Source organism: Acinetobacter variabilis (genome assembly GCF_000369625.1).
GTDB classification, from domain to species: Bacteria; Pseudomonadota; Gammaproteobacteria; order Pseudomonadales; family Moraxellaceae; genus Acinetobacter; species Acinetobacter variabilis.
The window spans coordinates 887,946-914,125 of sequence record NZ_KB850113.1; the positions used below are offsets into that span (position 1 = coordinate 887,946).

A 26,180-nucleotide genomic window follows, 5' to 3' on the forward strand; every position below is an offset into this window, starting at 1 on the left:
GTTGAGCATGCAAACACGTATTGAACATGACACGATGGGAGAAGTCGCTGTACCGAGTGAAGCACTCTGGGGCGCACAAACACAGCGTAGTCTACAAAACTTCAAGATTGGCAATGAGCATCTGCCGCGCGCCATGATTCGTGCCATGGGCTTGGTCAAGAAAGCAGCTGCAATCTCCAATGCCGAGTTAAACCAGATTCCTCATGAGTTATCGACCTATATCATCGGTGCTGCGGATGAAGTGATTAGCGGTCAATGGGATAATCAGTTCCCGCTAGTTGTATGGCAAACCGGTTCGGGCACGCAAAGTAACATGAACTGCAATGAGGTTATTGCCAATATTGCTAACCAGAAACTGGGCAATCCTTTAGGCGCACAAAAGCCTGTGCATCCAAATGATCATGTCAACCGCGCTCAATCGACCAATGACTCTTTTCCGACCGCGATTCATGTGGCAGCCAGCTTACAGATTAATGAACTGTTAATACCGGCAGTGACACGTTTACGTGATACCTTGCATGCCAAATCCCAGGAATTTGCTGAGATTGTAAAAATTGGGCGTACCCATCTTCAGGATGCCACACCTTTAACTTTAGGTCAGGAATTTAGTGGATATGTTTCTCAACTGGATCATGCCATGATTCGTCTGTATCAGGCTTTGCAAGGGTTATATGAATTGCCACTGGGTGGAACCGCCGTCGGTACAGGCTTGAATGCCCATCCAGACTATGCTGTTAAGGCCGCGGATACTCTAGCGGAATTAACAGGTTTGCCTTTTGTCACTGCTCCTAACAAGTTTGAAGCTTTGGCCGGCCGTGATGCAGCAGTATTTGCTTCAGGTGCTTTAAAGACTTTAGCGGTTAGCCTGAATAAAATCGCCAACGATATTCGCTGGCTGGCGAGCGGACCACGTTGTGGTTTTGGTGAATTACGTATTCCTGAAAATGAACCGGGTTCAAGTATTATGCCGGGTAAGGTGAATCCAACCCAAAGTGAAGCCATGACCATGGTTGTTGCTCAAGTTCTAGGAAATGACACGACGATTAATGTGGCCGGTGCATCAGGAAATTTTGAGTTAAATGTCTTTATGCCAGTAATTGCTTATAACCTGTTGCAGTCTATCCAACTGCTTGGCGATGCATGTAACAGCTTTAACGATAATTGTGCAGTCGGAATCGAACCTAATCGTGACAAGATTGAACACTTCCTGCATGATTCATTAATGCTGGTTACTGCATTGAATCCAGTCATTGGTTATGAGAATGCAGCTAAAGTGGCCAAGACTGCCTATAAAGAAGGTAAAACCTTAAAACAGGTCGCAGTAGAACTTGGATTGGTGACTGCAGAACAGTTTGATCAGGTGGTTCGTCCTGAAAATATGGTGGCTCCAAACGTAAAATAAGTCTTTTCTAATATGGTTAAGTAATAAAGCCCTCTAAATGAGGGCTTTATAATATCTAAGGATTATTCATACAAATTTTAATAAAATAACAAGCACATGTTTTTGCTGGAAAATTCTCATTCAATTGAGCTTGTTTTTTAAATGTTATGAACCATCTATCGTTCAGGTTTTGACAGATATGCAATGAAGGATTACTAATAGAAATTCCCTGATAACTAGAAAAATGAGGTAAGGGTGATGACTGACTTTGATGATGATTTTGATCTGGACGAACCCTATCCAGATGAGGATTTATATCCAGATTATACAAAAAAGAAGTGTAGCAGCTGTAGCGGTACCGGCTATAACGTTGTGGAAGCTAAACAGTGTATCGAATGTATGGGAACCGGCAAAACTGGTGAGATAGATTAACTCAACTCATAATTGTTTATTAAGCCTGCTCTATGAGTGGGCTTTTTTATTCTCTTCATCAGGAGTTCTTAATTTTATAGATTCATGAGCAAATAAAAGAAAGAATTTAAAATTACGGGTGAAATCGTATTAGAAGGATGTTTAGAGATAACTATTGAAGTTTTTTTAGTGCTAAAGCTTATCCTCATGGCTTCTCATACCGAATTAACATTGAATAAGCGTATATAGCTGCTAAAATGCAGTTCGTTTTTACTGCTGTTTTATCGTTTATTCAGCATGAGTTTCTAGGGCTTATGAATAAACATCCATAAAATAGCAGGTTGTTTAAGGAAAATTTAATGCTTGATATTTATTTAACAGATGTTCAAAAAAAGGTTCAATTCAAGGATTATCCAGGTGAGCATCCTGTTAAATTTATTCTGAATTTTAAAAAGATTTTTCCAAGCGTAATGGAACTTCTTTTACCTGTTCTCCCAGAAAATGAAAATCTTGATGAAATGACCTGGGAATCAACCACTCAGGACTTTGAGACATTTCAGATGTTATTAACAGGGTGGGGCATTATTGAATTGCGTTTAAATGCGATCACCCAGTATAAAGATAAGACATTTGCAGATCAGTTGGTGAAAGAGGCACAGCAAAAACGCAGAGAATATCAGAAGAAACATCTTAAGCTTTCTAGTGTGGATCTGGATTATCTATTTATGCATGATGTGCATGGCTTGATTGATGCTGAACTGGTAGAACTCGGTGAAAAATTCTATTTACCAACCTTACGTGATCTTTGGAAAAATAAAGTCTCTGCTCAAGTGCTTAATGCCAAATTCTAAGTAAATTCAAGCTGATGCATTCAATTTCATCCTCCAAATTGGGGGATGATTTTTTTATAGCGATTTCTAAGAATTGACATTTCCCTTATGACAATAAATAGCCTAAGCAATTTTCTATATTTATCATCAAAACAATTTTCTGCTACATCATTGAACATGGTGACTTATTTTAAAACAGAAATTGGCTCAGAAAAGGGCATTTATTTTATCGTTTGATAAAAAATAAATTAAAAAAATATTCTTTATCAAAAGAATATATAAAGATATTACTTTAATAATATAGCTATTTCAGTCATATTTTTTTAAGCTATCAGTACTTGTGAGTAAATGAATCACAGAATTCTTATTCATTAGAATTCCTTCATAAAAATAAGTGAAGGTTCCAGTTTTCCCGAAGATATATCCAAGGATTTAACCGAATGTCGAATCAGTTTTTAGATTTAATTACAAAACGCCGTACTATTTATGCCATTGGTAAAAATGTAGAACAGTCTCCTGAATATTTAACTGATTTGATTCGAAATGCGATCAAGCAAAGTCCGTCATCTTTTAACTCGCAATCATCTCGCGCCGTTATTTTATTCAATGGCGAACATGAAAAATTCTGGGGCTTTGTCGCTGATAAATTAAAAAGCTATGCCAAAGATGAAGAAAGTGCTGCAAAAACGACTGCAAAAATGGCAACCTTTGCTGCTGGTACGGGTACAGTTTTATTCTTTGAAGATCAAAATGTAGTAAAAGGCTTGCAAGAGCAATTCCCATCTTATGCCGAGAATTTCCCAATCTGGGCAGAACATTCAACTGCTATTGCTCAGTTCTCTACCTGGACTGCCTTGCATACTGAAGGCCTGGGTGCATCTTTACAACACTATAATCCGATTGTAGATGAGCAGGTTCATGCAGAGTGGGATATTCCAGAAAACTGGAAACTTCGTGCTCAACTGGTATTTGGTTCAGTTGAAGGCGAAGCGCGTGCGAAAGATTATCTGGAAGATGATCAACGCTTCAAAGTTTTCCAATAAGCTTAATTTCCGATCTGTCTTTAATCCTTTTTAAGGACAGATCTTCAGGTTGTTTATAAAAATACGCATTAGATTTTTTAAAACTAGGCTAAACTAAAGCGGTATTTAAAGAATTTAATGAGTCAAAACGAATGTCGAAAAACACGCAGAAATTATCACCATTACAGGAACTGATTGCAGAGCAGAAATTGCTGTGTGAAGAGGTCGGTTCTGCCTATATAGAAGTAAGTGGTGGTGATGTCGTTGCAGTGGCTGTACATACATTGAAGCAGGATCCAATTGTCGGAATCCGTAGAAAGCCTGAGACAGAAGAAAATATTAGCTGGTATATTTATGGTGGTGAACTGGCTTCAAATGAAGATGCTTTTGAAACCATGACTGTGCGTGAGTTACAGGATATCGCCCCTGAAGTTTTACCTTATCTGGCTTTAGAGCAGGGCTACCGCTTCATGATTGATGCAGATGATTATGAAGATGTCTGGAAAGAAGAAAACTAAAAGAAGACCTTCGAAATGATCAAATCCTCATCTTTAATATGTACTTTCTTTATTTGCATGCAATTGAACAATATGGCTTTTGCCGAAAAGCTTTCACAAGCGGACTATGATCAGTTTATTGCTACGCAAACAAAAATAGTCAATGAAACCAAACATATTTTAGATGAGCCAGATCAGAATGCTGATGCACAAAGTCAACGTCAGGCATTCTGCCAGCGTTTAACGGCTTATGAAGATATTCAAAAAGTTTCTGAAGAAAATCATGAACTCAATATGGCGTCCACAATGGCGATGATTGCTAAAAGCTTTCTGGATCGACAAGCACAGAGCATGAATAATTCAGGTATGACCACCGCAGTATTTTGTAAGAGTAGGGAAGTGTAATTAAGCTATAAAAGCAAGAGTATCGTCTTGAGTTTTAATAGCCACCATCATCATTTAAAAATGCATCCTTCTGTTCCGGAGTGGAAACTTTGACAGTTGGAATAAAGGAACTCGCTGCTGTTAATCGAGCTATATTGAAATCCTTAGTCCCTACTTGAGGAATAATAGGTATTTGACCTGTTCGAACAATTTCACCATAAACTATCGTGATCAATTCTGCTGGAGTTAAACCCGTTTCTGCTATTACACATTCAGCTGATTCAACAACGTCTTGTTCCACTAAGAATTCAATGCTTTTTTTAACTAAATTGTTCATAAGATAGCCTTAGAATACATTTTATACACTACTTTAAACTATCAGATATGAAGTATATAGAAGCTAATGAAATTAAATATTCATATCTTATTTAGGGATGTTGGCCTGAATGAAGGTATATGAATCAAAAGGGTAGGGCCAAAAAATTAGCTCGTTTTTTCGACTCTCAGCTTGCTTATAAAATGCATAAATACTCTGATACGTAGCATAAGGATTTCAGTGCTTTTTAAATTACTCATTAAATAAACTTTATAAAAATCTATTTATATACAAATTTTACCGGGTATATATCAGCTACTTTTGAAATTTATTAAGAAATATTAAATATTTATGTGTTTCTTTTTTACTCAAAAGAAGGGCGGTAAAATCATTGCACGCTAAAATAGCCTAAGCAATTTTCTACTTTATATTTATTCTCGCAAAATCTATATCCCATAATTAAAACTTAATACCAAATAAACCTCTAAAACTCGTATATTTCCTAAAAATTTTAAAATATTTTTTTTATTAATGATCTAGTGTGACACTCAATTATGAGCAGATATTGCAATTTAGCCTAAGCATATTTTATTTCCATAAAAATAGCCTAAGCAAAATTTTAAATTATGTCATTGGCAATTGATTAACTTCCAATATAACTCCACTATTAACACCTAACATAGGAAATCACGGAATTCTCAAATGATCCTGAATTATCAAATACAAACCCATGAAACATCAACTTTAGCCCCAATGGTATTTATTCACGGTTTATTTGGTAGTTTAAGTAATTTAGGTATGTTAGCCCGACATTTTTCAGAGCAGGCAACTACGATTCAAATTGATGTCAGAAATCATGGTTTATCTGGCCATTCTGATGAAGTGAATTATCAAATCATGGCCGAAGATATTTTAGAAACTTTAGCCAGTTTAAATATTAAAAAATTTATTGCAGTCGGGCATTCAATGGGCGGAAAAATTGCCATGAAGCTGGCAGACCTGGCGTCTGATCTGATTGAAAAACTGGTTGTATTAGATATCACGCCAATTCAATATCAAGAAAATCATCATTCTGAAATATTTAAAGCCTTGTTTGCAGTCCAACAGGCGCAAGTCGCTTCACGAAATGAAGCAGCAAAAATTATGCGTGAATATATTCAAGAGGAAATGGTCATCCAGTTTCTTTTAAAATCATTTAATAAAGGGCAGTGGTTGTTTAATGTGCAAGCACTGTTTGATCATTATGAAGATATTACTGCTTGGAATAAGATAGAAAAAAATGAACTTCCAGCATTATTCTTAAGAGGTGGAAATTCATCGTATATCTCTACACCTGAACATTTTGAAGCCATCAATCAGCAGTTTGCTCATGCACAGGTTGAAGTGATTGAAAGTGCAGGGCACTGGCTACATGGTGAAAAGACGGCGGAAGTTTTGCAGCATATGCAAAATTTTATTGATGAAAAATAAATTATATTGATGAGCAGATGTATTTTCTGCTCATTTTATTTATGCATCATTAGTAAGCATTTTAATATTTTGATTTAAAAGCCTGCGCTATTTTGATGTGTTTTTAGGATAATTAATTGATTTTTCGCCTCAGAATTTATTTTCTATTTTAGGGCAACATGTATTTATTGGTGCAAAATTTAATCTCTATTTTTATTTTAAATAGATAATCATAATGAAATTCAGTGGGTTAAAATTATAAATTAAAAGTGGCACAGTATTTGAATAGCTTCTCTCAAATTTTCTAAAAAAGCCTAACTAAGGTTGGAGAGAAGTACATGAAAGTCGAACAAAAAAAGTTTTCTAAAAATTTAATTGTTGCTGCAATGTTGGGAATACTGACTTTAACAGGTTGTTCAAAGTCGCCTGAAGATAAAACAGCCGCTACCTCTGAGCCGAAAGCAGCTGCAACTAATGGGGAAACGATTAAAGTTGGTATTTTGCATTCTTTATCTGGCACGATGGCCATTTCTGAAACTTCATTAAAAGACACAGCGTTGATGGCGATCAATGAAATCAATGCCAATGGGGGTGTCTTAGGTAAAAAGCTTGAACCGGTTATCGTTGATCCAGCATCTGATTGGCCACTATTTGCTGAAAAAGCACGTCAGCTCATCACTCAGGATAAAGTTGCGGTCATCTTTGGTTGCTGGACTTCGGTATCACGTAAATCGGTATTGCCAGTGGTTGAAGAGTTAAATGGCTTATTGTTTTATCCAGTCCAATACGAAGGTCAGGAACAGTCTAAAAATATTTTCTATACCGGTGCTGCACCTAACCAGCAAGCGATTCCGGCTGTTGAATATTTGATGAGTGAAGAAGGCGGTAAAGCAGAACGCTTTGTCTTATTAGGTACAGACTATGTTTACCCACGTACGACTAACAAAATTCTCCGTGCTTTCCTGAAATCTAAAGGCGTCGCTGATGCTGACATCATGGAAGAGTACACACCATTTGGTCATAGTAATTATCAAACCATTGTCGGCAATGTGAAAAAATTTGCTGCAGGCAAAAAGACTGCGGTGATCTCAACCATCAACGGCGATTCAAACGTACCGTTCTATCGTGAATTGGGTAACCAGGGCATTAAAGCTTCTGATATTCCAGTTATGGCATTCTCTGTAGGTGAAGAAGAGCTTCGTGGTATTGATACAAAACCATTGGTTGGTCATTTAGCGGCATGGAACTACTTCATGTCCGTGAAAAATCCGAAAAATACCGAATTCAGCGGCAAGATGAAACAGTATGCTGTGGAATACAAATTGCCTAATGCAGACAAGTTTGTGACCAATGACCCGATGGAAGCGACTTATGTGGGTATCAATATGTGGAAACAGGCGGTAGAAAAAGCCGGTTCTACTGAGGTGGATAAAGTTCGTGAAGCAATGGCAGGTCAGACTTTTGATGCACCATCTGGCTATCAGTTACAAATGGATGCTAATAACCATCATTTACATAAGCCGGTGATGATTGGTCAGATTCGTGGTGATGGTCAGTTTGATGTGGTTTATAAGACACCGAAAACCATCGCTGCTGAGCCATGGAGCCCATACATTCCTAAATAATTTCCTCCAAAGCCTGCTGCTCCGGCAGTAGGCCTTTCTGGTTTTTCATCTCCCGGACGGGACAGCGTTAAATATATAAATAGGGAGGGCACTCATGTCCACTCGCCTAAATCTCGCGGCCATTTTTTTAATTTTGAGTCAGTGTTTGTGTCTCAATATGGTGCATGCGGAAACTCAATCTAGCGAAACAACCGTATCGCAATCATCTCAACAGTCACTTGATGCTATTCAGCAGTTTGTTCGTGGGGACTTTGCCACTCGTCGTGCTTTATTAAACCAGTGGCCTGCCAGTGTTGAACAACTTGATCAGCTGGCAGAGTTTGTTGAAAAAGATCAGCTTTATACTGACAGTTCAGGCAATACTTATATTCTGGAAGCAGAAGACAAACTGGTTAGCTATCCTGACGGAAAAACCGTGGAAACCTGGCCATCTGATTTATCGCAAATTACGCTGGTAAATACCTTAAATAAAGCACTGACCTTTGGTTTAGCAAAAAAGAAATTAAATTCAGAAGAAGCCTCTCAGCGACTTGAGGCGATTGATATTCTGGAAAATAACTTGTCCGAACTTGATGCTAAAGCCATCAATCAGATGTATTTAAATGAAAAAAACAATACGGTTAAATCACGTTTTGCCCAGTTAAAAGCACGTCTGGATTATCAATCTGAAAATGTCCTGACCAAAATAGAAGCGGCAAAAGTTTTAAAAGATTCCAACAGACCAGACGTTCTTGCACTGGTTCAAAATGAACTGGCTCAGCCAAATCTGCATCCTGATTTAAAAGCTGCGCTGGTCGATGCCAGAAGTAGTATCAAAACCCGAATTCAGGCCAGTGAATGGGCTGGACATGTATTTTCCGGTTTAAGTACTGCCAGTATTTTATTGCTTGCGGCTTTAGGATTAGCCATTACATATGGCTTGCTTGGTGTCATTAATATGGCGCATGGCGAGCTGATCATGATCGGGGCGTATACCACTTATGTAGTGCAAAGTTTCTTTAAATCGCATTTTAGTGGTTTGGTAGATTGGTATCTGATCGCAGCGATTCCTGCGGCATTTATTGTCAGTGCAGCGATTGGCATGCTGATCGAACGTACCGTGATTCGTCCTTTATATGGCCGTCAACTGGAAACCTTATTGGCAACCTTTGGGGTGAGCCTGATCCTGATGCAAGTGGTGCGGATGATCTTTGGGGCACAAAATGTCGAAGTTTCTAACATTTCATGGCTTTCAGGCGGGATCTCGATTACTCCAAGCCTGATGCTGCCTTATAACCGTATTGCAATTATTGTCTTTACTGTAGCTGTCTTGCTGCTACTTGTTTATCTACTGAATAAAACCCGTTTTGGTTTATTTGTCCGTGCCGTAACGCAAAACCGTCAAATGGCTCGTGCTGTCGGTATCCGATCCAGCCGGATTGACATGATGGCATTTGGTCTGGGTTCAGGTCTTGCCGGTCTTGCCGGCTGTGCCTTGGCTCAAGTGGGTAATGTTGGGCCAGATTTGGGCCAGAACTACATTATCGATGCTTTCCTTGTGGTTGTTGTCGGTGGTGTTGGTCAGGTATGGGGTGCAGTTCTTGCCGCTTTGGGACTGGGTGTCAGTGGTACCGTACTGGAAATTGGTATGGGTGCAGTATTGGCAAAAATTATTCTCTTGGTTCTTGTGATTTTGTTTATTCAGAAACGTCCACAAGGTTTGTTTGCCATTAAAGGACGCTTTGTGGAGTAAGCCTATGAAAATCACATCATTACTTTCAGATAAACCTTATAGCGCACTCGCAATTGCGATCTGTTTTGTTATTTTACTAGCCTTGCCATGGTTACATTTATTACCAGCGGATTCGAGCCTGCATCTGTCTGCTTATTGGGTCACTTTGATCGGCAAGATCATGTGCCTGGCGTTGGTGGCTTTAGCACTTGATCTGGTCTGGGGCTATGCCGGTATTTTAAGTTTAGGTCATGGCCTGTACTTTGCCTTGGGTGGTTATGCCTTTGGGATGTATCTAATGCGTCAATCAGCAGGTGATGGTTTGCCTGACTTTATGCGTTTTCTGAGCTGGACTGAATTACCCTGGTTTTGGGTGGGGACTAATCATTTCTGGTGGGCCATGATACTTGTGGTCTTGGTACCAGGACTAATTGCCTTTATTTTCGGCTTCTTTGCTTTCCGCTCAAAAATCAAAGGCGTTTACTTCTCGATTATTACTCAGGCGATGACTTTTGCGGCAGCACTTTTATTCTTCCGCAATGAAACAGGCTTTGGCGGGAATAACGGTTTTACCGGTTTCAAAACCATTTTAGGCATGGACATCACATCAGCACCGATGCGTGCCAGCCTATGTTTTATCACGGCTCTGGTGTTATTGCTGTGCTTTGTTGGTCTACGCCATTTAATGAATAAACCTTATGGTCGTGTGCTTGGCGCGATTCGTGATAGTGAAAACCGTCTGCAATATTTAGGTTACCGCACCTTATGGTACAAGCTTTCAGCCTGGGTATTATCTGCTGTGATTGCAGGTATCGCTGGTGCACTGTATGTACCACAAGCCGGGATTATTAATCCGAGCGAAATGAATCCGGTGAACTCGATTGAAATGGCAGTCTGGGTAGCGGCTGGTGGTCGAGGTACCTTAATTGGGCCGATTCTGGGTGCAGGCTTAATTAATGCAGTTAAAACTTACTTTACTGTGGCGTATCCAGAAGCATGGTTATTAATTCTGGGGGCATTATTTATTGTGGTCACCATCTTCCTGCCTAAAGGTGTGATTGGATTATTTGACGGTTTTAAAAAGGAGCGTAGCGAATGAGTGAAATTTTACAACCTCATGGCGGCCATGCTTCTGAAGGCTATGGCCGACCAAAAGAGCAAGGGCCAGATTTTAGCCATGGGATCGCACTTTATCTGGAAAAAGTCAGTGTCTGGTTTGATGCTTTCCGTGCCTTAAATGATTTATCGCTGTATATCGAAGAAGGTGAATTGCGCTGCATCATTGGGCCAAACGGCGCGGGTAAAACCACGTTGATGGATGTCATTACCGGGAAAACCCGTCCTACTGAAGGTTCTGCATTTTTTGGCCAAACCTATAATCTGGCGAAAATGAGTACTGAAGAAATTGCAGAAGCTGGCATCGGGCGTAAATTCCAGAAACCAACGGTGTTTGAAAATTTCACCGTGATGGAAAATTTGCTCTTGGCTGCACCTAAAGATAAACGTGTTAAAAAAAGCTTTTTCAGCAAGCTCGATCCGGATGCACAAAATGCCTTGGATGAATCGTTACAGCAAATCCGCTTGCAGGAATTTATTCACAAACCTGCAGGGCTTTTATCGCACGGTCAGAAGCAATGGCTGGAAATTGGTATGCTGCTGATGCAACGTCCAAAACTCATTTTACTGGATGAGCCAGTGGCAGGGATGACCGATGCCGAAACCGAACGGACTGCTGAACTGTGTCTGGAACTGAAAAAGAATCATACGCTGGTGGTCATCGAACACGATATGAGCTTCATCGATACCATTAGTGAAAAAGTAACGGTGCTGGCACAAGGGGCGATTCTGGCTGAGGGCACATTGGCAGAAGTACAGGCCAATGAAGAGGTCATTGAAAAGTATCTTGGACGTTAAGGGGCTGACTGATGCTAGAAGTTAAAGATGTAAATCAGTTTTATGGCGGTAGTCACATTTTACGTGATGTGTCTTTCAATGCGCCTGTCGGTGAGTGCTCAGTGGTTTTGGGTCGTAACGGTGTTGGTAAAACGACATTACTGAAATGTCTGATGGGGATATTGCCCATCAAATCAGGTCAGATCCTTTTAGATGGCAAAGATATTGCCAAACTGAGTCCTGAACAGCGAGTACGGGCAGGTTTGGCTTATGTGCCACAAGGACGAGATATCTTTTCAACCCTAACAGTAGAAGAAAATATTTTGATTGGCATGGCGAAATTTAAAGGAGCCAAAACCCGTAAAGTTCCGGAACATCTTTATGAGATTTTTCCGGTATTAGAAGAAATGAAGTATCGACGCGGCGGTGACTTATCCGGTGGCCAGCAACAACAACTGGCGATTGCTCGCGCATTGGCATCTGAACCGCGTGTGCTCATTTTGGATGAACCGACTGAGGGGATTCAGCCATCTATCATTAAAGATATTGGTCGGGTAATTCGTAAGCTGGCTGATGGCGGTGAAATAGCAATTGTTCTGGTGGAACAGTTCTATGACTTTGCTGAAGAACTGGCAGATGGTTATACCGTCATGGCACGTGGGCAAGTGATTGCTCAAGGTATTGGAAGTGAAATGCCGGAAAAAGGTATTCGGGATCTGGTAGCAATTTAGTCATACTGCTTTTAAAGCCTCCCTTTTACAAAGGGAGGTTTGGAGGGATTTATAAATATAATTAAATCTCTGTATTCTCACTCCATAAAAAATACATGCCATATTGTCCAGTTCGGAATTCTCCACCTGCAGATTTACCTTCATCTGTTAAAAAATGCTTTCCATTTTCATTGAGTGTTAGATAACCTTTGGCAATCAATTTCTCAAAAGTGTCTGCTGTTTTTAAGCCTAGTTTTGCTGCAAGCTTCGCTGTGGTCAGCTTCGTGAACGCTGTATTTTCTTCTGATTTATTCTCTTCAGTTGGGATGGTCTCTGCTTTTACCTCATCTAAAGTAATACGGACTTCATCACTAATTCGAATAATCCGTTGTGCTTCTTCATAAGCTTCTTTAAATACATCATTATCTTCGTACTTGCGGATTAGAATCCCCATTTCATTGTTATTCACTTGGCTAAATTCATAGAGATTCAAGCTTGAAATGATGCACTCTGATTCATTCAAATAGCATTTTGCATGTAGATTTTTACAAAAACTTAGACGCACATAATCCAGTTTTTGCATCCATTTAATTTCATCAGGATGCAGATCACTTTTACCGTAAACAATACGGATATCAATTTTTAGCCGATCTTTGTCTTCCAATAGCTCTTTAATACGATCATTGAGACGCAAATATGGACTAATTAAAATTAAACGCTCTTTGGCATTTTTAATAAGTTCTTCTAGAAAGAAATTTGTTCCGCTTGTGTTTAAAAATTTTGCCATTTATTTCTCATATTCTTATTTAATCATTGTAGAGATATTAGCTTAAATTTTTGAATCAAGAAAATAATTTAACTTACGTATTAGCTCAACAAAAAAATTTGAGATTTTATCTTTCATTCAATTTTAGAATCTTTAAAAAACCAAGTTGGCACGATAACTGCTTTATTTTGATGCAAATTTTAAATGCTAAAAATTATTTGGTTTCAATTTGGAACAAATACAGGATTTATCAGCATCAGTAGGGTAGTTATGAAAATTTATACGCAACGTTTGGAAAACATTGCACCAGAAAGTGATTTTGAGTCTCTTGAACTCACATTCGATACACGACAAAAGAGCCGTTTTCGTGCAACTTTAAAAAATGGTGTCGATATTGGTGCAGATTTACCACGTACTGGAATCTTGCGTAGTGGTTCTTTTATAGCAACTGAACAGGGTGACATTCTTCGGGTCGATGCGAAACCTGAAAAATTGATGCAGGTGACTACAAACAATAGCTTTGACTTATTAAAAGCAGCCTATCACCTAGGGAACCGTCATGTTCCTCTCATGTTAACACCTACTGCATTGTACTTTGAACCGGATCATGTACTGGCTGAAATGGTGCAGGGTTTAGGCCTTGAAGTTCAGGAAGTCATGCACCCATTTGAACCAGAAAGCGGTGCTTATGCACAGCATCAGCATGACCACCGTTTAAGCCCAATTAAGGCTTTGCATCATGTCCATCACTAATGCGTCTCAACTGCTCAGCTTGCTGACTTTATCTTCAACGGCATTGCCGATTGGAGCGTACTGTTATTCGCAAGGGGTGGAAAGCGCCATCGAAAAAAGCATGGTACATGATGAAGCCTCTTGTGTGAGCTATTTTCAGGAAGTATTGGAAATGCTGCTGGTGCGTTTTGAGCTTCCAGTACTCAAGCGTCTGGTGGAGTCTTTTGATAATCCTGAACAGTTTCAGTATTGGGCAGAGCTATACCGCGCGAGCCGAGAATCCAAAGAATTACTGGCTGAATCACAGCAGTTGGCATTTTCCTTGAATGCATGGATTAGGGATGTTTTAAAACAGCCGCCGAGCGTAAAAAAGCAATTAGGGTTTGTGCCGGTGTACGCACATTTATGTGGTGAGTTGGGTTTAGATCTTGCCGATGTCTTAACTGCTTATAGCTTTACAGTTTTGGAAAATCAGGTGCTGGCAGCAGTAAAAACCATTCCACTCGGGCAAATGAGCGGGCAGCGGATTATTTGGCAATTACATCAGGAAATTCCTGAAGCTGTACAGGCTGCATTAGCTTTGAACGATTATGAAATCAGCAGCGCATTACCGCAATATGCCATGTTGAGCATGTCGCATGAAACCCAGTATTCACGCTTATTTCGGTCGTAATCTTCAGACCAGAGCAGCAGTAAAAAGATTGAAAAGCATCATTAAAACTGGTGCCAAGAAATTGTAAAAAAGGAAATCAACATGTCAGAACGTAGTCCATTACGCGTTGGAATTGGTGGTCCGGTTGGATCAGGTAAAACGGCTTTAACCCTGAATTTATGTCTTGCACTGCGTGAAAAATACAATATGGCAGTGGTGACCAATGACATCTACACCAAAGAAGACTCGAACTTTTTAACCCGTCATGAAGCGATGTCGCCAGACCGTATCGTGGGTGTAGAAACAGGTGGTTGCCCACATACTGCGATTCGTGAAGATGCGTCCATTAACCTAGCTGCGATTGATGATTTGTGTGAAAAGTTTGATGGGCTGGAGCTGATCATTATTGAAAGTGGTGGCGATAACCTTGCGGCAACCTTTAGCCCGGAATTATCTGATCTCACTTTATACGTGATCGATGTTGCCGGTGGCGAGAAAATTCCACGTAAAGGTGGTCCTGGAATTACCAAGTCGGATTTGCTGATTATCAATAAAACAGATTTGGCGCCAATGGTCGGTGCCAGCCTGGAGGTGATGGATCAGGACGCGAAGCGGATGCGTGGCGATAAACCATTTTTATTTTCTAATATGAAAACACAAGATGGCTTGAACGAGATTATCAGCTTTATCGAAAAACAAGGTTTATTTAAGTCTTAAGGGGAAATTCATCATGCGTCTATTCAAACAGTTACTGGTCGCAGGTATTGCTGCTTTACCTATGTTGGCAATGGCTCACGCGGGACATGACCATCACAATGGATTCTGGTCTGGCTTTGTCCATCCTTTTACCGGTTTAGATCACCTGATGATGGCAATTGCTTTTGGTGTATTGATGTGGACTACAAATCAGCGCTGGAAAATCACGGGTCTCATCGGTCTGGCAGTAGCGATGGTTGCAGGCTTTGTGCTCGGTAGCAAGGGTCTGCTTTCAACTTCACTGGCTGAGTCAGGCATCATCGCTTCACTGGTCATTTTAGCTGTTGCGCTGTGGACTAAATCGAATAAGGTTTTGCCTGTCGCTGCAATCTTATTGGCCAGCTTCCACGGCGTGGCGCATGGAAGTGAATTGGGACAAGGCGGACATGTATCCCTATTAATTGTTGGCATGGTTTCAGCAATGGCTTTGATTTATGGTGCAGGCTTGGCTCTGGGTGCATTCGTAAAAAAATATGTGCCTTATGGCAAGCAGATCGTTGGTGGTCTAGCTGCAGTTGTTGCTGTCATTGGCCTGGCTTAATGCTTCGTTAATTATTCGCAGATGAAATTGAGTTGATTTGTTGATGCACGAACTGGCAGAAAAAAGCACACAGCAGAACTTATGGTATGCACGTCTGGAAATGGGATTTCAGGCGCAGCAACAGACTGCGCGAACCATTTTGCAACATCGCAAGCATCATGGACCGGTACGCATCCAGAAAATGTTATGGCCAGAAGCCAATGGGATTTGCCATGCCATTATCGTGCATCCGCCAGCAGGGATCGCCGGTGGAGATCATCTCACTTTTGATATGCAGGTGGATGCGAATGCCCATGCCTTGGTGACTACACCGGGTGCGGGTAAGTGGTACAGAACCAATGGCAAGCAGGCTTTTCAGCACATTCATATCCGTTTAAATGACAATGCGATTTTTGAATGGCTACCTCAAGAAACTATGCTATTTGATGGGGCTAATGCCAGTTCCGAAACAATCGTCCATTTGGATGCGGCAGCCAGTTTTATTGGTTGGGATATGCTGGTGATCGGTCGTCAGGCACGAGATGAGCAGTTTGCACAGGGTGCGTATCGAAACCGATTTCAGCTTTGGCGTAAAGACAAATTGCTGGTTGCAGATACCTTGAATTTTAAAGGCAATGACCGCTGGCTCAGTTCGTGTCTAGGTATGAATAGACATGCGGTGATGGGCAGCTTCTGGGCTGTACCGCCTGAAAAATATCGCGCGAGTTTTTATCTGGAACAGCATCTTGATTTAATTCGTGAACTGATTATGCGGATGGATGTACAGATTACCTTGACTTTGCTCGGTGATGTAATAAGCGCGCGTTTTCTGGGAGATGATGTCCGTCAATGCCATGATGGTTTTGCTGCAATTCGCGCTCGATTAAGACGTTACTGGTTTGATCTGGATGAAGCATTTCCGAGGATTTGGCGGACGTAATCCTTTAATTTCCTCTCCTTATAGGAGAGGGTTAGGGAGAGGTGATTAAACATTTATTAAAACCCTCCCTCTAACTCCCTCCCAAAGGGAGAGAGAACACCAAATATCGAATCTTGCACATATTTTGCTTAGAAATACATATATATCAATGAGGAACCAGTTATGGAACTCAATCCTACAGAAAAAGATAAACTGCTGATTTTTACTGCGGGTCTGGTGGCAGAGCGTCGTAAAGCCCGAGGTTTGAAGCTGAATTATCCTGAAGCCATTGCCTATATTTCTGCGGCATTGCTTGAAGGTGCGCGTGATGGCATGACGGTCAGTGAGTTGATGCATTACGGTACGACTTTACTGACACGTGATGATGTCATGGAAGGCATTCCGGAAATGATTGCAGAAGTGCAGGTTGAAGCAACCTTTCCAGATGGATCAAAGCTAGTCACTGTCCATCAACCGATCGTATAGGAGCAGTACATGATTCCAGGAGAAATTTTTACGCCTGAGAGCGATATTGAAATGAATGTCGGTCGGGAAGTTTTGAAGGTAACTGTTGCTAATATTGGTGATCGACCGATTCAGGTCGGATCACATTTCCATTTTGCCGAAGCGAATGATGCCTTGCAGTTTGATCGTGAACTAGCCAAAGGCTTTCGCTTAAATATTGCAGCGGGAACGGCGATTCGTTTTGAACCTGGGCAAAAACGCGATGTGGAATTGGTTGCATTAGCAGGTAAACGCGAGGTTTACGGTTTCGCCGGGCGAATCATGGGCAAGCTCGATTCATAAAAATTGCAGCAGAATTATAAAGGTTTATAAATCATGAAAATGTCACGTCGTGCTTATGCCGAAATGTTTGGACCGACTGTAGGAGATCGTGTTCGTCTAGCTGATACTGAATTATTCATTGAAGTCGAACAGGATTTCACCACTTATGGTGAAGAAGTTAAATTTGGTGGCGGCAAGGTCATTCGTGATGGTATGGGTCAATCACAACTTTTGTCATCCGAAGTAGCTGACACTGTCATTACAAATGCACTGATTGTTGACTGGTGGGGTATTGTAAAGGCCGATGTGGGCTTAAAAAATGGCCGAATCTGGAAAATCGGTAAAGCCGGTAACCCGGATATCCAGCCAAATATTACCATTCCATTGGGTGCTGCAACTGAAGTCATTGCTGGTGAAGGACAACTATTAACAGCTGGCGGAATTGATACCCATATTCACTGGATCTGCCCGCAGCAAGTTGAAACGGCACTGATGTCTGGCACAACCACGATGGTCGGTGGCGGTACGGGTCCGGCAGCTGGAACTTCTGCGACCACTGTAACTCCAGGACCTTGGCATATTGCCACTATGTTGCAAGCGATTGATGATTTACCGATGAATATTGGTTTATTGGGTAAAGGTAACTTGAGCCAGCCAGAGCCAATTGCAGAACAAATTAAAGCTGGTGTAGTGGGTTTAAAATTGCATGAAGATTGGGGCTCGACACCAGCAGCGATTGATAACTGTCTGACTGTGGCCGACCAGTACGATGTGCAGGTCGCGATTCATACTGACACACTAAACGAAAGTGGCTTTCTGGAAGAAACTTTAGCAGCTTTTAAAAATCGAACCATTCATACTTACCATACCGAAGGTGCAGGTGGCGGACATGCTCCGGACATTTTAAAAGCCATTGGTCAACCGAATGTATTACCATCTTCAACCAATCCAACTCGTCCATATACCGTCAATACCATCGATGAACATTTAGACATGTTGATGGTCTGTCACCATTTAGATCCAGCGATTGCAGAAGATGTGGCCTTTGCAGAAAGCCGTATCCGACGCGAAACCATTGCTGCAGAAGATATATTGCAGGATATGGGTGCGATTGCCATGATGTCATCAGACTCTCAGGCGATGGGTCGTGTGGGTGAAGTAATTTTACGGACTTGGCAAACGGCGCATAAAATGAAAGTGCAACGTGGGCCTTTGGAAGGTGATACAGCCTATAAGGACAATAACCGGGTCAAACGTTATATCGCCAAATATACGATTAATCCGGCCATTACTCATGGTTTGAGCCACGAAATTGGCTCTGTTGAAGAAGGTAAATTGGCTGATCTGGTATTGTGGAAACCTGCATTCTTTGGAGTCAAACCATCCATGATTATTAAGGGCGGGATGATTGCAGCAGCGCCGATGGGTGATATTAATGCGTCTATTCCAACGCCACAGCCTGTGCATTACCGTCCGATGTTTGGGGCTTATCCGCGTGGTGTACATAACACCTGTATTACGTTCTTGTCGAAAGTTGCAATTGAGAATGGCGTACATGAAAAATTAGGTCTGAAAAAGTTGATTTCACCATGTAAGGCGACGCGCCAGGTAACTAAACAGGATATGAAACATAATAGTTATTGCCCTGTGATGGAAGTGCACCCAGAAACTTATGAAGTTCGTGCAGATGGTGTGCATCTGATCTGTGAACCTGCGGAAGTGCTGCCAATGGCTCAACGTTATTTCTTGTTTTAAATGAATAAATAGATCAAGATGTCATCTTTACTACTATATCATGAGGGTGAAGATGACTTTTAAATTCGAAAGTCAGGAATTTAAGTCCACCTTTGAACAGGTCGAATTAATTGCAAAGAAGATAATAGAAACTGAAAATAATTCTAATGAAATTGTAAATATAGCTATCCACTTTTTGTCTGCTGCGCAGGTATTAAATATAAATACTGATCTTAGTGAATTCGATAAAATAATTGAATATAGTAGAAAACAACCAGTATCAAATTTCGTATCAGAAATTGGTAAAGCGCTTAAGGTTTATAAAGACACTAAGCAAGATAGCGATCTCCTTTATCTATTTGAACTGAGTTTGAATCTCATCAATATTTATTTTTCTGAGCTTACATTTATCTTAGGCGGAGTAAATGGTTCTATATCCATAGAAGTATCTAGCGTTAGCACCTTTGTAAGTGAAAAATATTTAAAACATCCCAAATTCGGTAGATATGTAAAATTTGCGGAAAGAGAGTTACCATTTCAAATTTTTAAAGAGTTATTTCATTCAAGTAAAATTAAAAATTTAACTGAATTAAATAGCAATTTAAAACAAGCAAGTGAGTTGTTAGAAAAATGGGAAAAGTCATTTGAAATTAAGAAAAATACAGTTTTTCAATTGGAGCAAAAATTAGCAGAAACTAAATTAACATATGACTTTTTAGGTTTAAATAAAGGATTTCAGCAGCTTTACGAACAAAAAAAGGATGAATTAAAAGCAGCAAAAAATACATACGGATTCGTTGCAACAGCAATGTTCACAATCCCTTTTGCTGAGTTTGTAGCCCTGGTTGCAGCTTTCTTCTATTTTGATGGAAAAATACCTTCTAATATGTGGTTAGTTTCAATTCCATTTATTACTCTGATTTTAATAACTTTATATTTACTAAAAATCTCTCTTCAGGATAAACGTGCTATTCAATCTCAAATGATGCAACTTGAACTCCGTATGGCGTTATGCCAGTTTATTCATAATTATGCTGAGGATTCAGAGACATTACATAAGAAAAATTCAGTAGGTTTTGAAAAATTTGAGAATATTATTTTTTCTCCACTTGTCTCATCTGACGATAAGATTCCAACTACATTTGATGGTATGGAACAGTTGGCAAAACTAATAGGTGAATTTAGAAGAAATTAAATGATCCTTTTTGGCGCATAAATTGCTTGTCACGCTTATTCAATTTTACTGTTTGATATAACACATCAGGGATTAAACGTGACCAGTACCTATCTACGCGGACAAGAACTCATAGATCAAATTCGAAACCAGCCTTATTCACGTGACTTGATTGGCTATCATGGTGATGTACCTAAAGTAGAATGGCCCAATCAGGCCCGTGTCGCAGTTCAGTTTGTACTGAATTATGAAGAAGGTGGTGAAAACCACGTAGAACACGGTGATGCCGGTTCAGAACAGTTTCTATCTGACATTATTGGCGCAGCCAGCTTTCCAGACAAACACATGTCGATGGATTCTATGTATGAATATGGCTCACGTGCAGGTTTCTGGCGTATTCATAACGAGTTTAAAAAGCTTAATCTGCCGATGACCATATTCGGGGTTGGTATGGCTTTAATCCGTAATCCTTATATAGTCGAAGCGATTAAAGAAGCCAATTATGATGTAGTTTCACATGGCCAGCGCTGGGTGCATTATCAGGACATGCCAATTGAACTTGAACGCCAGTATATGGATCAGGCGATTAGCGTACTAGAAACCCTGTTCGGCAAAGCACCGATTGGCTGGTATACCGGTCGGGATAGTCCAAATACCCGTCAATTACTGGCTGAATTTCCTCAGATTCAATACGACTGCGACAACTACGGAGATGACTTGCCATTTTGGAGCACATTGACCAATCAGGCAGGTGAAACACGCCCTCATTTGATCATCCCCTATACTTTAGAAAGCAATGATATGAAATTTAGTTCACCGGGCGGCTTTAATAGCGGGGAACAATTCTATCAATATTTAAAAGATGCCTTTGATGTACTCTATGCTGAAGGTGAAACTGAACCAAAAATGCTATCGATCGGGATGCATTGTCGTATTTTAGGGCGGCCGGGACGCTTTAAAGCCCTACAAAAGTTCCTCGATTATATTCAAGGTTATGAAAAAGTCTGGATTTGCCGACGGGGCGATATAGCAGCACATTGGTATAAATATCACGCACCAAAATGAGAAAAATATATTAAAAAAGAGAACCTTGAGTTCTCTTTTTTGCTTTATAGATCATATAAAAACACAAGATTAAGAAGATTTGGCACTGATATTGCAAAACTTGTACTGAACAAAAAATGAATATCATCAGGCGATTTAATAGTGCAACTCGTTGAATTTAATCAGGCATCTCCAGAAGAGGCCATTACCTTTTTAAAGCACTGTGTGCAAATACCGAGCTGGTCGACCCAGATTGAAGCAAAGCGTCCTTATGCAGCTGTTGAAGATGTATTGAATATAGCCAGACAACAGGCTGCAACTTGGACCTGGGACGAAATCAAAGCAGCTTTGGATAATCATCCACGTATTGGCGAAAAAAAGGCACAGGCTGAATTAAGCGAAGTTGAAAAAAACTTTTCCAATCGTGAACAGGCTGCGATAACTCAGGACGAAGCAACTCAGCAAGCTTTGCTAGAAGGCAATATCGCCTATGAACAAAAATACGGTTATATCTTCCTGATTAAAGCGGCTGGTCTAAATAGCCAAGAAGTGCTGAATGCCTTGAAAGATCGTTTAGCTAATGATCCGGAAACTGAAAAAGGTATTGTTCATACGCAACTGGCGGAAATCGCTTTATTAAGACTGTCACAGGAGCTGCAAGCATGATCAGCACTCATATCTTAGATACGCATCTCGGCAAACCTGCAGCACATGTTTTAATCAAACTCTTTGATGAAGAAGGTGAATTACTCGGAAAAGCATTTACCAATGCAGATGGTCGAGTCACAGATTTTGGTTTAACCGAATTTGAGGAAGGTAAATACAGTCTTGAATTTGCTACTTCTGATTATTTTGAAGGCTTAGGTCTAGAAACTTTCTTTCCTAAAGCAGTCATTCATTTTCAGGTGAAAGATGCCTCTCAGCACTTTCATATTCCTTTACTGATCAGCCCATTCGCGTACTCCACATATCGCGGAAGCTGATTTTTTTATTCAAGCTTTCAGGGAGAGAAAAAGAATGACAGAACAAAGCACAAACATTTCACCAGAACATGAATATCTGGGCGCAGGCAAAAGTGCAGCCTATGGCTTGCAACATGTATTGACCATGTACGGTGGTATTATCGCACCACCACTCATTGTGGGTACTGCCGCAGGTTTGGAAGCTACACAAATCGGTTTATTGATTGCGGCTGCATTGTTTGTTGGCGGTCTGGCTACGATTTTACAAACCATTGGAGTGAAATATATCGGGGCTAAATTGCCACTGGTACAAGGGGTTTCCTTTGCGGGTGTGGCGACGATGGTGGCGATTGTAACTACAGGTGGCGGCTTATCAGCTGTTTATGGTGCAGTTATCATAGCTTCATTAATTGGTTTCTTCCTTGCGCCTTATTTTTCTAGAATTATCCGTTTTTTCCCGCCAGTCGTGACCGGCTGTGTGATCACGATTATCGGTTTATCACTTTTACCCGTAGCCGTTCGCTGGATGATGGGGGGCAATAAAAATGCACCTGAATGGGGAAGTGTAGAAAATATCAGTTTGGCCGTGATGACCTTGGCCATTGTGATCTGTCTAAACTTGAGTAGAAATGCCTCGATTCGTCGCCTGTCTATTTTATTGGCGATCGTATTGGGTTCAATGCTGGCTTATCTGTTTGGTTTTGGCGATTTTAGTAAAGTCGGCAATGGTGCATGGATACAATTTCCGAGTTTCTTTGCTTTCGGCATGCCAACTTTTGAACTCAGTGCAATCATTTCCATGCTGATCGTGACGCTGGTGATTATGACTGAAACAACAGCTGATATTATTGCTGTGGGTGAAATTGTTGGAACCAAAGTAGATTCAGAACGTATTTCCAATGGTCTGCGTGCAGATATGTTCTCAAGTGCAGTTGCACCGATTTTTGGTTCATTCATGCAAAGTGCTTTTGCACAGAACGTCGGGCTGGTAGCCATTACCGGGATTAAAAGCCGTTTTGTGGTCGCTGCTGGCGGTATGATTTTAGTGGTTTTGGGATTACTTCCAATTATGGGCCGACTAATCGCCGCAATTCCGGTTCCGGTACTTGGTGGTGCAGGATTGGTGCTATTTGGTACAGTGGCTGCAAGCGGCATCCGAACTCTGGCAAAAATTGATTATAACGAGCAAAAGAATTTGATTATTGTTGCAACTTCAATTGCAGCCGGCATGATCCCGATTATTGACTATTCTTTCTATGCTAATTTTCCAAAATGGTTTCAAACCCTATTTCATTCTGGCATCAGTTCAACCTGTTTAATGGCGATCCTTTTAAACATTCTGTTTAATCATCTGCAAATGTTCAAGTCGAAAACAGAGGTTCCGGAAAAGATTGCAGAAACGCTGCATTAAAGTATGATTTCCTCCATATGCCCATGCCAGTCATGGGCTTTTTTATCAAAAATTAAAAAAGTTGGCTTTGTTCTTGCTTAATCCAGAATGAGATTTTTAATTCCATTGGGGAACCTTATTTATGAAATTTACTCAAGTTGCTGCTGCAACATTACTTGCATGGGGTGCAGCATCTGCACAGGCAAAACCAGTCTGGCAGGATTTTAGCGTTACTGGGCTTTATGGGGAAAACTATGAAGTTGTAGATGAAAAACAGGCAACCCTAACTGTTGAATACGCTGCAAAAGTTAAATATGCAGATGTCTTCTTTTTCATTGACCGTATGCGTGGTTCTGACGATATTAAATCAAGCTATTTTGAATTTTCACCACGTTTAAGTCTGGGTGAAGTTTCAGGTCAAAAGCTGGCATTTGGTCCAGTGAAAGATGTTCTGGTAGCAACGACTTGGGAAGGTGGTGAAGGTTTTGATAACTTCCTGTACGGCGTAGGTTTCGACCTGGCTATTCCAAAATTCAATTATGCCAGCGTGAATCTTTATCGTGTAAATAACGAAAATATGGAAGACGACTATCAGCTCACCTTGACCTATGGTGTGCCATTTAAATTGGGTACTGAAGAATTTCTTGTAGATGGCTTTCTGGACTGGTCAACTGCTGAAGATGATCATGCGAGCGAGATGAACTGGACAACCCAGTGGAAATGGAATGTCGGCAAGCACATTTCTCCTGATACCAATTTATATCTCGGTATTGAGCATTCAGTTTGGAATAACAAATACGGTATTCCGGATGCAGATGAAAATAACGTGAGTGCTTTAGTGAAATATCATTTCTAAATACAACAAATAAGAAATTTAAAAAGCCCTTATTGATAAGGGCTTTTTTTAATGGGCTTAATTTTCGATAAAAATCTTTTCAGGAAAAGTATAAACATCACAGTTTGGACCAGTACCGATGCGATCGATTACCACGAAATCACTTGGAGCTTCAAAGGTCAGCAAAGGATGATGCCAGGTACTGGCACGGTAATTTACACTTTGTGTACCATTACTGATAAAAGCCTGAATTTGACTGAGATCAGGTTTTTCATGATCCAGATTAGGTGCAACCACAATTAAAAATTTCTGGCCCTGCATCGGGATAAATGCTTGTGAACCGACAGGATGACGTTCCAGCATTTCGATTGCAAAGGGAATGGCTGTAGTCTGAATATTTCTAAAAATACTTAGACCAACTTTTGCATCTGTTTCAGCAACCGCCAGAGCATGATAACGCTCAGTCTGCTGATCATTAATATGGAAGAAATCATTGCCTTCACAAGCAATGACCTCGCCATAAGGCAAGAAACTTTCAGCAGTTAAGGGCTGTATTTTTATGCTTTGTATGCTCATAGATATAATTACTCAGGCAACTTTTCCCCACAGTCGAATCCGGCTAATGCCACCATCCGGAATCATGTTCACCCGAATATGGGAAATCTTTTCCTGTTTTAAGATTTCTTCAACAAAGCTATGAATATGATCCATCTGCATATCTTGTGCTTCAAGCAGGAATGGCCAGAACATACTTTGCGGAATTAACTGCTGATCAGTCGCATCTTCAATATAAATCGCTTGAATAGAAACTTGTGCAGGGAAGTTGCCTTTAAAATGCGCAGTATCAATCTCAATTTTTTCAATCTGGCCACTTTGACCCAGAGCCAAGATACACCAGTCAAAACCGGGTGCACGACGGCGCTTGGTTTCCCAGCCATCACCCATATTGATGCCACGCCCCGGATTAATCAGATTACGTGGATGACCAAAGTGTGCATCACTATAGGCAATGACACGACCGCCATTTTCCAGAGCGATCAGATCAATCACCTGATTGCTGTCCTGAACCTGAATTTTTACTTCACCATAGACTTTAAAGCGAGCTACACCCCCGTCAGGGAAAATATTTAGACGTACATGCGTAAAGACTTCGTCTGAAGCAACATTGAAAATATGATGCTGGCTTGGACCTAATATACTGTTTGGTAAAATTGAGTGCCAGGTTGCAGTGCTTAAGTCACCATTTGGTGCATAGCAGGCTTCAACTGCAGCAGAAGCCGGGTAGTTACCGGTAAAGAACGTGGTATCAATATCTAGTGCTTTAATGGCCCCAGCCACACCTAGTTTGACAATGGCCCAGTCATAGCCGGCATGACGCTTGCGGCGGGTTTCCCAGCCGTCCATCCATTTACCATGATCATCAAATTTATCTTCAACAAAAATTGGTGCATCAAATTGCAACATTCGTTTTGCTTCAGCAAAAAAATCATCTGAACATTCAAGAATTTCTGCACCAATCCGGTTATCAGCCAGGTTGGTAAGCTGCTGGATATGCGCAGGGATCTCGAAAATGGGTGCAAATAATGTTGCCATAACTATGTTCCATTCAAATTATGTTTAACGTGAATCTAATTTTTTATAAAAGTCTGTAATTCTGCTGAAAGACCTTATAAAAACAGGT

General features: G+C 40.6%; 30 protein-coding genes. 26 read left to right on the forward strand and 4 right to left on the reverse strand.

Annotation, left to right across the window (positions count from 1 at the left end; all coding sequences use genetic code 11):
- Nucleotides 1-7 precede the first annotated feature (7 nt).
- From fumC to F897_RS10040, 6 genes are all read left to right on the forward strand, one after another.
- Nucleotides 8-1,402 (forward strand): class II fumarate hydratase, encoded by a 1,395-nt coding sequence (gene fumC / locus F897_RS10020; protein WP_005235540.1) that lies wholly within the window; start codon nucleotides 8-10, stop codon nucleotides 1,400-1,402.
- Between the two features lie 237 nt (nucleotides 1,403-1,639).
- The gene (locus tag F897_RS17725; RefSeq protein ID WP_005235541.1) at nucleotides 1,640-1,813 is read left to right on the forward strand and encodes a hypothetical protein; all 174 of its coding nucleotides are present in this window, start codon (nucleotides 1,640-1,642) and stop codon (nucleotides 1,811-1,813) included.
- 338 nt (nucleotides 1,814-2,151) lie between these two features.
- Nucleotides 2,152-2,643 (forward strand): hypothetical protein, encoded by a 492-nt coding sequence (locus F897_RS10025; RefSeq protein WP_005235543.1) that lies wholly within the window; start codon nucleotides 2,152-2,154, stop codon nucleotides 2,641-2,643.
- A 419-nt stretch (nucleotides 2,644-3,062) separates the two neighbouring features.
- Complete coding sequence (locus tag F897_RS10030; protein ID WP_005235545.1) at nucleotides 3,063-3,665, forward strand: nitroreductase family protein; 603 nt, start codon at nucleotides 3,063-3,065, stop codon at nucleotides 3,663-3,665.
- Between the two features lie 131 nt (nucleotides 3,666-3,796).
- A complete protein-coding gene (locus F897_RS10035; protein ID WP_005235546.1) occupies nucleotides 3,797-4,162 on the forward strand; it encodes an immunity protein Imm33 domain-containing protein in 366 nt (121 codons plus the stop codon).
- 15 nt (nucleotides 4,163-4,177) lie between these two features.
- Nucleotides 4,178-4,546 carry a hypothetical protein gene (locus F897_RS10040; RefSeq protein ID WP_005235548.1) on the forward strand — a complete coding sequence of 123 codons (369 nt, stop codon included), beginning with the start codon at nucleotides 4,178-4,180 and terminating at the stop codon, nucleotides 4,544-4,546.
- Nucleotides 4,547-4,580: 34 nt separating this feature from the next.
- Here the strand turns inward: F897_RS10040 and F897_RS10045 are convergent, their stop codons facing one another.
- The gene (locus F897_RS10045) at nucleotides 4,581-4,862 is read right to left on the reverse strand and encodes a type II toxin-antitoxin system RelB/DinJ family antitoxin (RefSeq protein WP_005235550.1); all 282 of its coding nucleotides are present in this window, start codon (nucleotides 4,860-4,862) and stop codon (nucleotides 4,581-4,583) included.
- Between the two features lie 681 nt (nucleotides 4,863-5,543).
- Here F897_RS10045 and F897_RS10050 point away from each other — a divergent pair.
- The 6 genes from F897_RS10050 (at nucleotide 5,544) to urtE (ending at nucleotide 12,250) form a co-directional block, all read left to right on the forward strand.
- Entirely contained in the window at nucleotides 5,544-6,311 is a 768-nt protein-coding gene (locus F897_RS10050) for an alpha/beta fold hydrolase (RefSeq protein WP_005235551.1), read from the forward strand.
- A 317-nt stretch (nucleotides 6,312-6,628) separates the two neighbouring features.
- On the forward strand, nucleotides 6,629-7,915 hold the full coding sequence (gene urtA / locus F897_RS10055) for an urea ABC transporter substrate-binding protein (protein ID WP_005235553.1): 1,287 nt from the start codon (nucleotides 6,629-6,631) through the stop codon (nucleotides 7,913-7,915).
- A 94-nt stretch (nucleotides 7,916-8,009) separates the two neighbouring features.
- Entirely contained in the window at nucleotides 8,010-9,647 is a 1,638-nt protein-coding gene (gene urtB / locus F897_RS10060; RefSeq protein WP_005235555.1) for an urea ABC transporter permease subunit UrtB, read from the forward strand.
- A 4-nt stretch (nucleotides 9,648-9,651) separates the two neighbouring features.
- Nucleotides 9,652-10,725: an urea ABC transporter permease subunit UrtC gene (urtC, locus tag F897_RS10065; RefSeq protein ID WP_005235557.1), complete on the forward strand. Its 1,074-nt coding sequence runs from the start codon at nucleotides 9,652-9,654 to the stop codon at nucleotides 10,723-10,725.
- Nucleotides 10,722-11,540, forward strand: a complete 819-nt coding sequence (gene urtD / locus F897_RS10070) for an urea ABC transporter ATP-binding protein UrtD (protein ID WP_005235559.1) — start codon at nucleotides 10,722-10,724, stop codon at nucleotides 11,538-11,540. The genes urtC and urtD overlap by 4 nt, the downstream gene beginning before the upstream one ends.
- Nucleotides 11,541-11,551: 11 nt before the next feature.
- Nucleotides 11,552-12,250 (forward strand): urea ABC transporter ATP-binding subunit UrtE, encoded by a 699-nt coding sequence (urtE, locus tag F897_RS10075; RefSeq protein WP_005235561.1) that lies wholly within the window; start codon nucleotides 11,552-11,554, stop codon nucleotides 12,248-12,250.
- Nucleotides 12,251-12,311: 61 nt separating this feature from the next.
- Here the strand turns inward: urtE and F897_RS10080 are convergent, their stop codons facing one another.
- Nucleotides 12,312-13,016: a phospholipase D family protein gene (locus tag F897_RS10080; RefSeq protein WP_004785869.1), complete on the reverse strand. Its 705-nt coding sequence runs from the start codon at nucleotides 13,014-13,016 to the stop codon at nucleotides 12,312-12,314.
- 249 nt (nucleotides 13,017-13,265) lie between these two features.
- Here F897_RS10080 and ureE point away from each other — a divergent pair, with 249 nt between their 5' ends.
- From ureE to F897_RS10150, 14 genes are all read left to right on the forward strand, one after another.
- Nucleotides 13,266-13,748 (forward strand): urease accessory protein UreE, encoded by a 483-nt coding sequence (ureE, locus tag F897_RS10085; protein WP_005235563.1) that lies wholly within the window; start codon nucleotides 13,266-13,268, stop codon nucleotides 13,746-13,748.
- A complete protein-coding gene (locus F897_RS10090) occupies nucleotides 13,735-14,400 on the forward strand; it encodes an urease accessory protein UreF (protein WP_005235565.1) in 666 nt (221 codons plus the stop codon). Before ureE ends, F897_RS10090 begins: the two co-directional genes overlap by 14 nt.
- A gap of 81 nt (nucleotides 14,401-14,481) precedes the next feature.
- The gene (ureG, locus tag F897_RS10095; protein WP_004785864.1) at nucleotides 14,482-15,096 is read left to right on the forward strand and encodes an urease accessory protein UreG; all 615 of its coding nucleotides are present in this window, start codon (nucleotides 14,482-14,484) and stop codon (nucleotides 15,094-15,096) included.
- Between the two features lie 13 nt (nucleotides 15,097-15,109).
- Complete coding sequence (locus F897_RS10100) at nucleotides 15,110-15,676, forward strand: HupE/UreJ family protein (protein ID WP_005235567.1); 567 nt, start codon at nucleotides 15,110-15,112, stop codon at nucleotides 15,674-15,676.
- 43 nt (nucleotides 15,677-15,719) lie between these two features.
- Nucleotides 15,720-16,595 carry an urease accessory protein UreD gene (locus F897_RS10105; protein WP_005235569.1) on the forward strand — a complete coding sequence of 292 codons (876 nt, stop codon included), beginning with the start codon at nucleotides 15,720-15,722 and terminating at the stop codon, nucleotides 16,593-16,595.
- A 162-nt stretch (nucleotides 16,596-16,757) separates the two neighbouring features.
- Nucleotides 16,758-17,060 (forward strand): urease subunit gamma, encoded by a 303-nt coding sequence (gene ureA / locus F897_RS10110; RefSeq protein WP_004785859.1) that lies wholly within the window; start codon nucleotides 16,758-16,760, stop codon nucleotides 17,058-17,060.
- 9 nt (nucleotides 17,061-17,069) lie between these two features.
- Nucleotides 17,070-17,381: an urease subunit beta gene (locus tag F897_RS10115; protein WP_005235571.1), complete on the forward strand. Its 312-nt coding sequence runs from the start codon at nucleotides 17,070-17,072 to the stop codon at nucleotides 17,379-17,381.
- 33 nt (nucleotides 17,382-17,414) lie between these two features.
- Nucleotides 17,415-19,115, forward strand: a complete 1,701-nt coding sequence (gene ureC, locus F897_RS10120; protein ID WP_005235573.1) for an urease subunit alpha — start codon at nucleotides 17,415-17,417, stop codon at nucleotides 19,113-19,115.
- 52 nt (nucleotides 19,116-19,167) lie between these two features.
- On the forward strand, nucleotides 19,168-20,289 hold the full coding sequence (locus tag F897_RS17945) for a hypothetical protein (RefSeq protein ID WP_005235576.1): 1,122 nt from the start codon (nucleotides 19,168-19,170) through the stop codon (nucleotides 20,287-20,289).
- Between the two features lie 78 nt (nucleotides 20,290-20,367).
- Entirely contained in the window at nucleotides 20,368-21,333 is a 966-nt protein-coding gene (gene puuE / locus F897_RS10130) for an allantoinase PuuE (protein ID WP_005235577.1), read from the forward strand.
- Nucleotides 21,334-21,474: 141 nt separating this feature from the next.
- Complete coding sequence (gene uraD / locus F897_RS10135; RefSeq protein WP_005235578.1) at nucleotides 21,475-21,978, forward strand: 2-oxo-4-hydroxy-4-carboxy-5-ureidoimidazoline decarboxylase; 504 nt, start codon at nucleotides 21,475-21,477, stop codon at nucleotides 21,976-21,978.
- On the forward strand, nucleotides 21,975-22,295 hold the full coding sequence (gene uraH, locus F897_RS10140) for a hydroxyisourate hydrolase (protein ID WP_005235589.1): 321 nt from the start codon (nucleotides 21,975-21,977) through the stop codon (nucleotides 22,293-22,295). Before uraD ends, uraH begins: the two co-directional genes overlap by 4 nt.
- A 34-nt stretch (nucleotides 22,296-22,329) precedes the next feature.
- On the forward strand, nucleotides 22,330-23,685 hold the full coding sequence (locus F897_RS10145; protein ID WP_005235591.1) for a nucleobase:cation symporter-2 family protein: 1,356 nt from the start codon (nucleotides 22,330-22,332) through the stop codon (nucleotides 23,683-23,685).
- A 121-nt stretch (nucleotides 23,686-23,806) separates the two neighbouring features.
- Nucleotides 23,807-24,520: an outer membrane protein OmpK gene (locus F897_RS10150; protein ID WP_005235592.1), complete on the forward strand. Its 714-nt coding sequence runs from the start codon at nucleotides 23,807-23,809 to the stop codon at nucleotides 24,518-24,520.
- A gap of 57 nt (nucleotides 24,521-24,577) precedes the next feature.
- Here the strand turns inward: F897_RS10150 and F897_RS10155 are convergent, their stop codons facing one another.
- Complete coding sequence (locus F897_RS10155; protein ID WP_005235594.1) at nucleotides 24,578-25,075, reverse strand: ureidoglycolate lyase; 498 nt, start codon at nucleotides 25,073-25,075, stop codon at nucleotides 24,578-24,580.
- Between the two features lie 12 nt (nucleotides 25,076-25,087).
- Nucleotides 25,088-26,092 carry an allantoicase gene (gene alc, locus F897_RS10160; RefSeq protein WP_005235596.1) on the reverse strand — a complete coding sequence of 335 codons (1,005 nt, stop codon included), beginning with the start codon at nucleotides 26,090-26,092 and terminating at the stop codon, nucleotides 25,088-25,090.
- Between the last annotated feature and the right edge of the window lie 88 nt (nucleotides 26,093-26,180).